This window comes from Peribacillus sp. FW305-BF15 (genome assembly GCF_058783805.1).
In genome coordinates this window covers 1-12,842 of the sequence record NZ_JBYSYV010000022.1, presented here as the reverse complement: position 1 = coordinate 12,842, position 12,842 = coordinate 1, and the positions used below count along the sequence as shown (strand labels likewise).

General features: G+C 39.1%; 11 protein-coding genes and 2 pseudogenes. 8 read left to right on the top strand and 5 right to left on the bottom strand.

The window, feature by feature from the left end; all coding sequences use genetic code 11:
- The first annotated feature begins 94 nt into the window (after nucleotides 1-94).
- The gene (locus AC3WLU_RS20395; RefSeq protein ID WP_492597807.1) at nucleotides 95-880 is read left to right on the top strand and encodes an SDR family oxidoreductase; all 786 of its coding nucleotides are present in this window, start codon (nucleotides 95-97) and stop codon (nucleotides 878-880) included.
- 516 nt (nucleotides 881-1,396) lie between these two features.
- Here AC3WLU_RS20395 and AC3WLU_RS20390 read toward each other — a convergent pair.
- Nucleotides 1,397-1,528, bottom strand: a complete 132-nt coding sequence (locus tag AC3WLU_RS20390) for a hypothetical protein (protein ID WP_255256744.1) — start codon at nucleotides 1,526-1,528, stop codon at nucleotides 1,397-1,399.
- Nucleotides 1,529-1,901: 373 nt separating this feature from the next.
- Here AC3WLU_RS20390 and AC3WLU_RS20385 point away from each other — a divergent pair, with 373 nt between their 5' ends.
- The 6 genes from AC3WLU_RS20385 (at nucleotide 1,902) to AC3WLU_RS20360 (ending at nucleotide 9,390) form a co-directional block, all read left to right on the top strand.
- Entirely contained in the window at nucleotides 1,902-3,092 is a 1,191-nt protein-coding gene (locus tag AC3WLU_RS20385; protein ID WP_098864650.1) for a glycine C-acetyltransferase, read from the top strand.
- 45 nt (nucleotides 3,093-3,137) lie between these two features.
- The gene (locus AC3WLU_RS20380) at nucleotides 3,138-4,097 is read left to right on the top strand and encodes an L-threonine 3-dehydrogenase (protein WP_053533708.1); all 960 of its coding nucleotides are present in this window, start codon (nucleotides 3,138-3,140) and stop codon (nucleotides 4,095-4,097) included.
- 332 nt (nucleotides 4,098-4,429) lie between these two features.
- Complete coding sequence (locus AC3WLU_RS20375) at nucleotides 4,430-5,827, top strand: amino acid permease (protein WP_057278635.1); 1,398 nt, start codon at nucleotides 4,430-4,432, stop codon at nucleotides 5,825-5,827.
- Nucleotides 5,828-5,979: 152 nt separating this feature from the next.
- Nucleotides 5,980-6,273: an RNA polymerase alpha subunit C-terminal domain-containing protein gene (locus AC3WLU_RS20370; RefSeq protein WP_063577420.1), complete on the top strand. Its 294-nt coding sequence runs from the start codon at nucleotides 5,980-5,982 to the stop codon at nucleotides 6,271-6,273.
- Between the two features lie 95 nt (nucleotides 6,274-6,368).
- Nucleotides 6,369-7,289: a type I pantothenate kinase gene (coaA, locus tag AC3WLU_RS20365; RefSeq protein WP_492597806.1), complete on the top strand. Its 921-nt coding sequence runs from the start codon at nucleotides 6,369-6,371 to the stop codon at nucleotides 7,287-7,289.
- Nucleotides 7,290-7,884: 595 nt separating this feature from the next.
- Nucleotides 7,885-9,390 carry a malate:quinone oxidoreductase gene (locus tag AC3WLU_RS20360; protein ID WP_034305633.1) on the top strand — a complete coding sequence of 502 codons (1,506 nt, stop codon included), beginning with the start codon at nucleotides 7,885-7,887 and terminating at the stop codon, nucleotides 9,388-9,390.
- A 489-nt stretch (nucleotides 9,391-9,879) separates the two neighbouring features.
- On the opposite strand, the gene AC3WLU_RS20355 is transcribed toward AC3WLU_RS20360, so the two are convergent.
- The gene (locus AC3WLU_RS20355; RefSeq protein ID WP_057278638.1) at nucleotides 9,880-10,932 is read right to left on the bottom strand and encodes a potassium channel family protein; all 1,053 of its coding nucleotides are present in this window, start codon (nucleotides 10,930-10,932) and stop codon (nucleotides 9,880-9,882) included.
- 151 nt (nucleotides 10,933-11,083) lie between these two features.
- Nucleotides 11,084-11,248 (bottom strand): annotated as a pseudogene (locus AC3WLU_RS20350) (nucleoside recognition domain-containing protein); the annotation flags it as partial.
- 17 nt (nucleotides 11,249-11,265) lie between these two features.
- Between AC3WLU_RS20350 and AC3WLU_RS20345 the strand changes: the two are divergent.
- Nucleotides 11,266-12,036: pseudogene (locus AC3WLU_RS20345) on the top strand (YjiH family protein); the annotation flags it as partial.
- 319 nt (nucleotides 12,037-12,355) lie between these two features.
- Here AC3WLU_RS20345 and AC3WLU_RS20340 read toward each other — a convergent pair.
- Complete coding sequence (locus AC3WLU_RS20340) at nucleotides 12,356-12,637, bottom strand: hypothetical protein (protein WP_095392615.1); 282 nt, start codon at nucleotides 12,635-12,637, stop codon at nucleotides 12,356-12,358.
- A gap of 5 nt (nucleotides 12,638-12,642) precedes the next feature.
- On the bottom strand, nucleotides 12,643-12,842 hold a 200-nt coding region (locus AC3WLU_RS20335; RefSeq protein ID WP_492597805.1), incomplete at its 5' end, for an IS110 family transposase.

Sequence of the window (12,842 nt, the reverse complement as noted above, 5' to 3'; positions counted from 1 at the left end):
AAGAAAAGAATGGATAAACACCCACACCATTTTAAATGGTTTATACCATTCGTTTATGGGAAGAAGAGACATAGAGAAGCTTGATGAATGAAAGATGGGTAAAACAATTTTCATTACTGGAGCGGGCAGCGGGCTTGGAAGAGGAGTTGCACTCGGGTTAGCAAAGCAGGGGCACCGTGTAATTGCCACAACGGAAATCACTTCCCAGAAAACGGATCTTATGAGGGAGGCGCGGGAACGGGGCTTGGATATGGAAGTCTTCAAATTGGATATTACAAATGAACGTGATCGAGCAAGAATTGATAATCATGACTTTGATGTATTTGTTGCAAATGCGGCGATCAATGAAGGAGGACCGCTCGGAGAAATGCCGATGGACCGATTCAGGGCGATCTTCGAAGTGAATGTTTTCGCTACACTAGAATCCGTTCAGTTTGTTGCAAGAAAGCTGGTCAAAAAAGGAAAAGGGGAAATCGTGTTCTTAAGTTCAATGGCTGGGATCATAACGACACCATATGGCGGTAGATATGCAGCAACCAAACATGCCATCGAGGGAATGGCATTAACCTTAAAGGATGAGCTGGAGGAGTTTGGGGTGCAGGTTGCGACCATCAATCCGGGAGCATACAATACCGGTTTTAACGACAGGGCAGCTGAGGAAAAATGGAAATGGTACGATGGAGAAAAGAGTTTTACAAGAGCAGAGGATATGAAAAAGCAAGAAAAGGGATTAAAAAACCAATTCGATCCGGAAGATATGATAGAAAAGATGATCGAAATCATCCCGGCTGACCACCATAAATTCCGTACTGTTCATCCCGAGAAAACGGAAAAACAGATGAAGGAGACCGAAAAGAAACGGTGGGACATGGAAATCTGATTTATGGGAAGCATTATTGTCATAGGATTAGTGCAGTAGAGGAGTAATTTTGTTAGTTATGCATCGATTGTGGACAAGGAAGAGAAATAGGGAAAATCCTTATTCTTAGCCCCTTTATCCCATTCTTTTGCATGACTTTTTTGTTTTTTGGACGTGAGATTCAATTCAATATCCGAGCTGATCATCAGCTCATTTTGTATTGTTGTAATGGACTTAAGCGTCCATTAGTACAATGTAAAACAGACAAAAAAGAGGATAATTAATCCCCTTGCTGACTATGGACGAATTGGAAGAACTCGGGTTTGCCTGCGGTTTTTATCTTTAAAAAACAATCAAGTTGATTGGAGCGGGTGAACGGGACTCCTGCTTAAAAAAGCGACCCCTCAGGCGCAAAGCCCCCCGAGGAAAGCGATTGCCTGGAGAGGGAAATAAGCCCCAAAAACAGTTCATTATCAGGAATGAACCATTCTGAACTTCCTTTTGTCAACAAACTGAAAGTGGATTTCTCCCCTTGGTTTACTTGTCTTCATTTGTTTGTTCATCAGGTTTTTGGATGATTTCTTTTAATTCTCCAATGTCACCTTTTGCATTGATAATCTCAAAAATCTCATTTAGGCCTTCTGAGGTTTTTTCATCTTCCGTTTTCACTATACCCCTCCTTAATTAGGTTAATGGTTAAGGTCTCCAAAAAACCAGTAGATATAACATCGTTTGCCTTGGAAAATTGATGAAATTCTCTTCGTGTTTTCATTGATATAAACGCATTTTAGGCGGATGTTGATTGTAAGAACTACAAAAATTCAAATTTTTTTGTCCACACAATATGGACAACATTAAAATTATCCATTATTATGAGTGTTATAACACTTAGTATAAAGGGATTTGCGCTAATACTGTGTGTGTTTTTGGAGAAGACACGTGTATTTTTGGAAAAAGGGAAAAAATACAATATTTTTAAAATAGGTGTAAAACATAAAAAAATCCTGCATTTATTCCAACCATCAATAAGGGGGTATATTAAATGTCAAGTGAAATATTAAATGAATTTTTGAAAGAAAATTTGGAAGATTTAAAAGAAAAGGGACTTTACAACGTTATTGATCCAGTGGAAGGTGCTAATGGTCCGGTTATCACGATTGCGGGCAGGGAGCTAATTAATTTATCATCCAATAATTATTTAGGTTTAGCAACAGATAGACGATTAATAGAGGCTTGCATAGAAGCGACGAAAACATATGGCGTCGGTGCAGGTGCCGTTCGTACGATCAACGGAACGTTAGATATTCATGTCAAATTAGAAGAAAAGCTCGCCGAGTTTAAGCATACAGAAGCAGCCATTGCTTATCAATCTGGATTTAACTGTAATATGGCAGCGATTTCAGGAGTGATGGATAAAAATGATGCCATTCTTTCAGATGAACTGAATCATGCTTCAATCATTGATGGATGCCGACTTTCCAAGGCAAAAATCATTCCCTTTATCCATTCCGACATGGATGATTTACGGACAAAAGCACGTCAAGCAAAGGAGTCCGGATTGTATAACAAGATCATGATCATTACCGACGGAGTGTTCTCGATGGATGGGGATATAGCCAAACTTCCTGAAATTGTGAAGATTGCCGAAGAGTTCGACTTAATTACGTATGTTGATGATGCGCATGGTTCGGGTGTATTAGGTAATGGTGCAGGAACGGTTAAGCATTTTGGTTTATCGGATAAAGTGGATTTCCAAATTGGAACATTATCAAAAGCCATTGGTGTTGTGGGGGGCTATGTAGCAGGAAAGAAAGATTTGATTGATTGGTTAAAGGTGAGAAGCCGTCCGTTTTTATTTTCAACGGCTGCCACACCAGGAGCAGTTGCAGCTAGCATAGAAGCCATCAATATTTTGATGAATAGCTCAGAACTTCAAAATAAGCTTTGGGAAAATAGCGATTACTTGAAAAAAGGCCTAAAAGAAATAGGGTTTGATATCGGGGAGAGCGAAACACCGATCACGCCTTGCATTATAGGTGATGAAGCAAAAACGCAGCAATTCAGCAAGAGGCTGAATGAAGAAGGTGTGTATGCTAAATCCATCGTATTCCCTACCGTTCCAAAAGGTACAGGAAGAGTGAGGAATATGCCTACTGCGGCTCATACAAAAGAGATGTTGGATAGCGCATTGGCCATTTATGAAAAAGTAGGAAAAGAGATGTCGATCATATAAGTAGATTGCTTGTTTCGGAGTTTAAAACATGGGGAGGGATTTTTGATGAAAAAGGTCTTGGTAACGGGGGCTTTAGGTCAAATTGGTTCAGAACTGACGCTAAAAATGAGAGAGGTTTATGGAGCTGACAATATCATTGCGACAGATATCCGAAAAACGGACAGCGATGTTGCTCAATCAGGTCCATTTGAAGTTTTGGATGTTACGGATGAAAAAGCGATGTTTAACATGGCAAAAAAACATGAAGTGGATACGATTATACATTTGGCCGCTTTATTGTCGGCAACAGCTGAAAAGAAGCCGCTTTTAGCTTGGCACTTAAACATGGGCGGATTGGTCAATGCTTTGGAAACGGCACGAGAACTCGATTGCCAATTATTCACACCTAGTTCCATTGGTGCGTTTGGTCCAACCACTCCTAAAGATTGGACACCGCAAGACATCATTCAACGGCCGAATACGATGTACGGCGTGAATAAAGTATCCGGAGAGTTATTATGTGATTATTATCATCATAAATTTGGGGTTGATACGAGGGGGCTTCGATTCCCGGGACTGATTTCGTATGTCACGCCTCCTGGCGGCGGAACTACCGACTATGCAGTTGAAATTTACTATGAAGCGATTAAAAACAAGCGATATACTTCTTACATTGATAAGGGAACGTATATGGACATGATGTATATGCCGGACGCTTTAGCTGCCATCATTGCTTTAATGGAGGCAGATGCTTCAAAATTGAAACATCGGAATTCTTTCAATGTTTCTGCCATGAGCTTTGATCCGGAGCAAATTGCTGCCGAAATTAAAAAGCATATACCGGAATTTGTCATGAATTATGAAGTCGATCCTGTAAGACAATCCATTGCAGATAGTTGGCCAAATACAATTGATTCAACATGTGCAAAGGAAGAGTGGGGATTCAAGGCGGAATATGATTTGGAGAAAATGACCAATGATATGTTGTTAAAGCTGAGATTAAAGTCCCTTTTGGTAACAGCGTAATAAACCTGCCAGCCGAATAAAAGAGTTGCAAAACTCTTTTATTCGAGTTATTTTATACAGGGGAATTTTTACGTTTAAGGGGTGAACTTGTTATAACCGGTGAAAAGTAAGCGCTTTCTATGGCACCTCGGACAGAATAAAGAATTAACATGAAAATGGATAGTAATCTTTCCAACTGTCAGGAATGCTTAAAAGTGAAGAGTGATTTTATGAGGCGGCTTTAAGAAAGATTAAATAAAGTGGTGCCTGCTATATCATTTCTATACTAAATAGGGAGTGTAATAAGCATCTTGCATAAAATTTCGACTATTAGTAGTGTAGGGGGAAATGGAATGGCAAACAAAGATTTGAATAGGGACTTGAAAGGTCGTCATATTCAGATGATCGCTTTGGGCGGAACGATTGGTGTCGGTTTATTCATGGGTTCAGCCAGCACGATTCAATGGACAGGTCCGTCTGTAATGTTAGCTTATGCGATCTCTGGTTTATTTATATTCTTGATCATGCGCGCAATGGGGGAAATGTTGTACTTAGAGCCAAGTACAGGTTCATTTGCAACATTTGGTTATAAGTACATTCATCCATTGGCAGGGTATATGACAGCTTGGAGTAACTGGTTCCAGTGGGTTATCGTCGGGATGGCAGAAATTATTGCAGTGGGGACGTACATGCAGTATTGGTACCCTGATCTCCCTGCTTGGATTCCAGGTTTAATTGCAATGGTGATTCTTGGAGCAGCGAACTTAATTTCCGTTAAATCCTTTGGGGAAATTGAATTTTGGTTTGCACTGATTAAAATCGTAACGATTATTTTAATGATCGTTGCAGGGTTTGGACTGATTTTCTTTGGGATCGGTAACGGTGGGGAAGCCTTAGGGTTATCGAATCTTTGGGAACATGGCGGTTTATTTACAGGCGGCTGGAAGGGCTTCTTCTTTGCTCTCTCACTTGTGGTTGCCGCTTATCAAGGTGTAGAATTAATCGGGATTACGGCTGGTGAAGCAAAAGATCCGCAAAAAACGATAACCAAAGCGATTCAAAGTACCATTTGGCGTATTTTAATCTTCTATATCGGTGCGATCTTCATTATTGTAACCGTTTACCCTTGGGATCAATTAAGTTCGATTGGCAGTCCATTTGTTGCGACCTTTGCGAAGGTTGGTATCACGGCAGCAGCCGGAATCATTAATTTTGTCGTAATTACGGCTGCAATGTCTGGCTGCAATAGTGGTATTTACAGTGCAGGACGCATGCTTTACACATTAGGGGTGAATGGGCAAGCGCCAAAGTTCTTTGCAAAAGTATCTAATAGCGGTGTCCCTTTATTCGGTACGTTCGGAGTGATCGTCGGTTTAGCGATTGGGGTTGTTTTAAGTTATATTGCACCAGAAAATTTATTTGTGCATGTATACAGTGCGAGTGTACTTCCTGGAATGATTCCATGGTTTGTCATTCTGATCAGTCAAATTAAATTCAGGAAGGTCAAAAAAGCTGAAATGCACAATCATCCATTCAAGATGCCGTTTGCACCTGTTACAAACTACCTGACCATCGCTTTTTTGATCATGGTATTGATCGGTATGTGGTTTAATGATGACACACGTATATCTCTTATGGTTGGAATAGGTTTTCTGGCTATCGTAGCAATCAGTTATTTCGCTTTTGGAATAGACAAGCGTGTACAAGCAAATGCTCAAACAGAGGCTAAGAAGGAGGACAAAGTGGGTTAATCCATCATTCACTTTGCGTTTTGCAAAGGGTTGCTGCGGCAGCCCTTTTCCAATGAAATTAATGATAAAATGGATTAAAATGGTTGCTTCATTGTGAAGGGTGAACTTTTTATGTTTGGACTTAAAATTCAGAAGAAAAGGAGAAATTGACAATGACCACTTCAAAGAAGAATTTGAGGACTTGCGAAAAGGGACACAAATACTATAAATCCAGCGACTGTCCGACCTGCCCTGAATGTGAGCAGGAACGAAAACCTGATACAGGATTCCTTTCAGTGCTCTCGGCACCTGCCAGACGTGCATTGGAAAGCAATGGGGTAACCTCTTTACAACAGCTATCAGCATATAGTGAAAAAGAGATTTTGAAATTCCACGGTATGGGACCAGCTTCTTTACCGAAACTTAGGGAATCTTTGGAGACAGGTGGGTTATCATTCAAAGCTTAATCAATTTAGTGAATAAGGGATCAGGAACTTCTTTTTTATGGACATCATCCTTGTTAAACTGATAGTAACTCTAAAAAGTGAGGTAACGAAAAATCATGAGTTCCTATACTCCCTATTTTGAATTCAATCGAAAAAAGTGGGCATCTTTGCGAAACCATACCCCTCTTCCTTTAACAGAAGAAGAATTGGATAACTTAAAAGGAATAAATGAAGAAATATCCATTCAGGAAGTGGAAGAGGTTTATTTGCCCTTGACCCGTTTGATCAATTTACATGTTGAGGCATCTCAGCAGCTTAACACAGCCACTTCTTCATTTCTAAAAACTGATGCTAAAAAAGTACCTTATATCATTGGGATTGCAGGGAGTGTTGCTGTAGGAAAGAGTACGACTGCAAGGTTGCTTCAGACTTTATTATCCAGATGGGATAATCACAGAAACGTAGGTCTTGTCACTACCGACGGTTTTTTGTACCCAAATGATCTTTTAGAAGAAAAAGGATTGATGAAAAGAAAAGGGTTTCCTGAAAGTTATGATACCCAAAAATTAATCAATCTTATCGGAGATGTAAAAGCGGGAAAAAATAAAGTGGAAGTTCCAATCTACTCACATTTGAAGTATGACATTTTGCCAAATGAAGTGCAGACGATCTGTAATCCGGATATTTTAATAGTGGAAGGTGTTAATGTTCTTCAAGTTGACAAGGAAAATCAAGTATTCGTCAGTGACTTTTTTGATTTCTCACTCTATGTAGATGCAGATGTTAACGACATAGAGCGGTGGTATGTCGAAAGGTTCCTTTTACTTCAAAAGACTGCATTTCAAAGTTCCGAATCCTATTTCCATCGTTATATTGACTTTTCTAAAGAACAGGCCATAAAAAAAGCGACCCAAATTTGGGAAGAAATTAATTTGAAAAATTTACATGAAAATATACTGCCGACAAAAGGACGGGCAAAACTCATCTTGAAAAAAGGGTCGGAACATAAAGTTCAAAATATCTTTTTGCGAAAATAAGAGAAATAATGTTTTTTTGTAATAGCAATAAGTTGAGAAATTATATTAATGAGGGACTATGAGATAAGTCTTAAAATTAAGAATATTATCGGTGATATTACCTTATATTGGTTTAATTTTCAGTAATTATTGGTATTGTTATTATATCTAATAATTGGGTGGAATTTATGATACTAGTTAAAAAGTTAAGAGTTTAGCAATTTCAGGAAGGCCCTAGTTTTTTAGGGAAATGGTTACAGAAAGTTCTAATTTTCCTTCTGTTCTTGTCAATAAATGTGTATTTTCCTGGCTTTTTCGAATCTGTCAATATTATTTCACTAACAGTTTCTTCCTTCAATGATGGGGAGTTGCTGAAGAAATCTTTTAATGCGACTATCGAGGCGGATAAGTTTAAGCTAATTTCTTTTCAAAATCAACATTTTAACAAAAAAAGTAATAGTAGAATATTTTAATCTATGAAATAATAATAATAGATTATGATATAGTTATAAGGAGACAGAAAAGGTGTGTTCCTAGTTCGTGCCGGGCTTTTTTTGACACCTAAGCAGGAGCGCCTACATCTTTTTTGCAAATATAGGGGATAAGGAAGGTTATAATGAGCAACATACAGAAACAAACAGACGTTATCTTAATTGGCGGCGGAGTCATGAGCGCGACTTTGGGATCATTACTGAAAGAGTTAGCACCGGAATGGGAAATCAAAGTATTTGAGAAGCTTGCAAACGCAGGAGAAGAAAGCTCTAACGAATGGAATAATGCGGGTACGGGACATTCTGCGCTGTGCGAGCTTAACTATACATCCGAAAAAGCTGACGGATCTATAGATATTAGCAAAGCAATTAAAATAAATGAACAGTTCCAAGTTTCATTGCAGTTTTGGTCGTATCTTGTAAACTGTAAGCTGATTGATAATCCGCAAGACTTTATCATGCCATTGCCTCATATGAGTATGGTGCAAGGGGATAACAATGTAGCGTTCTTAAAGAAACGTTTTGAAGCGCTGTCCAAAAATCCTCTGTTCCAAGGTATGGAGTATTCCGATGACCCAGCAAAACTGATGGAATGGATTCCACTTATTATGCAAGACCGTCCATCGAATGAATCTATAGCGGCAACAAAAATTGATTACGGTACAGACGTTAACTTCGGTGCTCTGACACGCATGTTGTTTGACCACTTAAAGGCTCAAAACGTCGATATCAAATATAAACATAGTGTTGATAATGTTAAACGTGCCAGTGATGGCTCATGGGAATTAAAAGTGCGTAATGTCGATACCGGTAGCGTAGAACGTCATAATGCTAAATTCGTCTTTATCGGAGGCGGGGGCGGAAGCTTGCATTTACTGCAAAAATCCGGCATTCCTGAAGGGAAACATATCGGAGGATTCCCGGTAAGTGGATACTTCATGGTATGTAATAATCCGGAAGTTGTTGCACAGCATCATGGGAAAGTATACGGAAAAGCTAAAGTTGGTGCACCACCAATGTCTGTTCCGCATCTTGATACACGTTTTATCGACAATAAAAAATCGTTGCTATTTGGACCATTTGCGGGCTTCTCACCGAAGTTCTTAAAAACAGGTTCAATGTTCGATTTAATAACTTCCGTAAAACCGAATAATGTTTTAACTATGTTGGCGGCAGGTGCAAAAGAGATGCCATTGACAAAATACTTGATCCAGCAAGTTATGTTATCGAAAGAACAGCGCATGGAAGAGTTACGAGAGTTCATCCCGAACGCTAAGAGCGAGGATTGGGATTTAGTAGTAGCTGGCCAACGTGTACAAGTTATCAAAGATACTGCTGAAGGCGGCAAAGGTACACTTCAATTTGGTACGGAAGTTGTAAGTGCATCCGATGGCTCTATTGCAGCATTGCTAGGTGCTTCTCCAGGGGCTTCTACTGCTGTTCACGTTATGCTTGAGGTAATTAATAAATGCTTCCCGCAACGCATGAAAGAGTGGGAACCGAAAATTAAAGAAATGATTCCTTCTTATGGAGAGTCACTAATGGAAAATACAGAGCTTTTGCACGAAATTCAAACTTCAACATCAGAGACGCTTGGTCTGAGCAAAAAAAAAGAGCTAGTTTATAGTTAATTTTTGGATATCGAAGCATCATTGAAATTAAAAACAACAGAACCTTTAATCGATCTTTGATTGAAGGTTCTTTTTTTGTTTTGGCTCTTTTCGTAAAGATTGTTGTTTTTCAAACGAAACTATTTTAGGTTGATTGGAGCGGAAGTGCGAGACTCCTGCGGGAGCAGCGGGACAGGTGAGACCCCACAGGCGTTTACGCCGAGGAGGCTCACCGCCCGCCCCGCGGAAAGCGAGCACCTGGAGGGGAAATCAACCACACTGCACTACTTCGTAAATAGCAACAAAGTATGCGAAAACAGCCTTTGTTTTAAAGCTTATTCATTTAAGGATGCATATTTGCAGGCAAGTTGATTGGGAACAAGATGCACTCGCTTTTCTAAGCAGGAGGCCCGAACACCCGCTCCAATCAACTTAGTTTTAACTTAAATAAAAACCCTTTTGCCTACAAACTGAGGGATGCTATTATAGCATCCCTAAAGATTCCTGATTCTAATGTATTTTTGAATTTATTTTGGAAATGGTCTCTTTATCGCAAATAATGAAAAGCTGTGCATCATCAGGAATTCGTGCATCTAATTTTTGGTTTATGTTAAGATCACCACGATCTGCTACCAGTGTGGCCCCTTTATTAAGAAGGTCCATGAATGCATCACGATAGGTTCGCCATTCATCTTGTTTAGAAATCTCATACATCGCCTCTTCATACTTTGAGCTCATGAGTTCTGAATACATGTGAGTGACTCCATGAGAAAATAATGATCGTACTGCTGCGTGGGAGATCATTTCTTGTGTAGGAATAAACTCATCCACCTTTACACGCTCAAATAAACGAATATGCTTTTGATTGATTACCTCAGCGGTGACGTGTATTGGCGTATTGGTTTTTTCTTCAATGGACGTTATGGCAGTGGCAACTAATAATGTCTTTCCATCGACAAGTAACGGATCCTTTGTAGCATAATTATCTTGTGTTATTTGGTCAGCAAAAATGATAACGCCTTTTGCTTTAGGCAGATTTGCACGGAGTAATGTTTCTTCATCGGTGGCATCCCCGCGAACATAAAACAGACGCTCCTCCATCATGGGTGATTTTTCCAGGTTATCAATGATAACAATATCAATGGTTTCATCAGATTTAAAAATTTCTTGAATTGCTGATTTTGACTTTTCACTCCATCCAATCAGAATGATATGATTTTTACCTGTATATTTCATTTTTCCACCAACTTTACGTTTTTCGATAAGATATACAGATTTAATGATTTTTCCAATAAAAAGACTAACAAGCCCAATACCCGTTATGTATAGACCGATGGTAAATGCTTTTCCAAGATCAGTGACCGGTGCATAGTCACCAAAACCAACCGTAGCAAGCGTTGTAAGAACCCAGTAAACTGAAGTTAAATATGATTCGAACGTCTGTGGCTCTATAGAAAAAGCAATATATGCTGCAACTAATATGTATAAAATGGCAAATGGTATAAAGATTTTCCCTCTTAATTTAATCAGGTAATATATTATTTTTTTTACCTTAATTCTCATCATACCCATCCTAGTTATAAAGTCATCGTCGATTGAATTATATTTCCCCAATTTAACAGATAATTAAACGTAAGTGTATGAACTATTTATTCCCAAGTTGGGAGCAAAAAAGCATATAAAAGAAAGTTTGGTTGGATGTGTGACGTTTAGCTCTGTTTCTTATGCACAAAAGGGGCAGGAACACTCCTGCTAAATCAGCAACCATATCAACAGCTGAACGCCCCGGCGTTTTAAATATCGGCCTCATGATCGGCTGCATCAGTACACCTAAAAACTCGAGAAGCCCGTATCCAATGAGCAGCGCCAAAAGGAACGACAAGACCTACAGGTATAAGCTATTCCATTGGTATGCTTATTACGAATCGACTATATAAAGAAGGAAAATACACCCTTGAAGAAGCAGCTATTATTGCAACTGGCTTTTCAACGGTTTCAGCAACGTTTATGATCGTTGTAGCAAAAACCCTCGGGCTTATGGACCTATGGTCGCTTTTCTTTTGGGTTTCTTTAGCGATCACGTACCTTGCCATTACCGTACGTTTTTGTCCAATAAATAAAATGAGCGACGAATATTATTCGGATAATGCGGACCCAGAAGAAGTTTTCAAACAAGGACTTTTCAGAAGTGTCTGGAACAGTGCGATGGTAGGAGCAAATAATTAAGTAAGTCTTGGCAGAAATTCATGGAAAAACTTAAAGGACGGTTTTCTTATGACAATGAGCATTCTGCCGTCCATTTTATCCGTTGGTCTCATCAGCCTTGTATTAGCGGAGTACACTTCAGTATTTAATTTACTTGGCTATCTTTTTTACCCATTTACCTGGTCATTGCAAATACCTGAACCATTTTTGGCTGCAAAAGCTTCAGCTATAGGAATTGCAGAAATGTTCCTGCCGGCGCTTCTTGTAGTTGATGCACCACTGGTAACTAAGTTCATCATTGCCGTGGTTTCTGTTTCATCCATATTGTTCTTTTCAGCGGCGATACCTTGTATCCTATCAACCGAAATCCCGATCAGCATTACGAAGTTGATTGTTATCTGGTTTGAACGGACACTCATCACGTTAATTATTACGGCACCCATCGCAATATTGCTGCTTTAGTGCAAATCAATGAATCTTAATTCGATCACAAATCGAACGGATGCGTTCGTATTATAAGGTCGACCAGTAAAAATTACTGGTTGGCCTTTTTGATAGAAGTAGACATGGTAGGACTCACGGTTGTGCGGGACATTTGAATCAGGGGGAGTGGAGGCGAAAAAAAACAATTCCTATATTCTAGTTTAAAAGGATCCAAAAGTTAATTGATTTAGTTTTTTTTGTATGAAAACACATTAGTGAAAGAGACGATACTAAAATAAGCCCACCATATTCTAATTTTTTGAAGGACTTAAATGTACTATGTCGTTATTTTGATTGGTTATGCAGTTTGTTGTTCAGATGGAGGGATTGTTGTATATCCTTTCTTTTTTAGGTATTCTATCATTTTTAATTCTTTGTTCATTTGTTTTTCTTCAAGGTAATTTGAGCCTAGTTCATGATAGGGTTCTCCTGTTTTTAAGATGTTGTAAGCAATCGTCAATAGTAAATGAGCAGAAGCGATTCGTCCCTTCATTTTTCCCTGTCGTTTGGTAATCCTTTTTCGATGTGAAGCAATTCGATTATTTTGCCTAGAGGTTGCCAGTACACATTCTACAGCCATCGTTTTTAATGCTTTGTTTCCTTGTGTGGTTTTACTCGTTTTTTTTTACCAGCACTTTCGTAATTTCCAGGACTCACACCAGCCCAAGAGGCAAGATGTTTAGCCGACTTAAATACGGACATATCAACGCCCATCTCTGCAATAAAAGTAGCTGCGGCAGCTTTGTTCACACCAGGTATACCATCCAATAATTCTACTTCCTTAC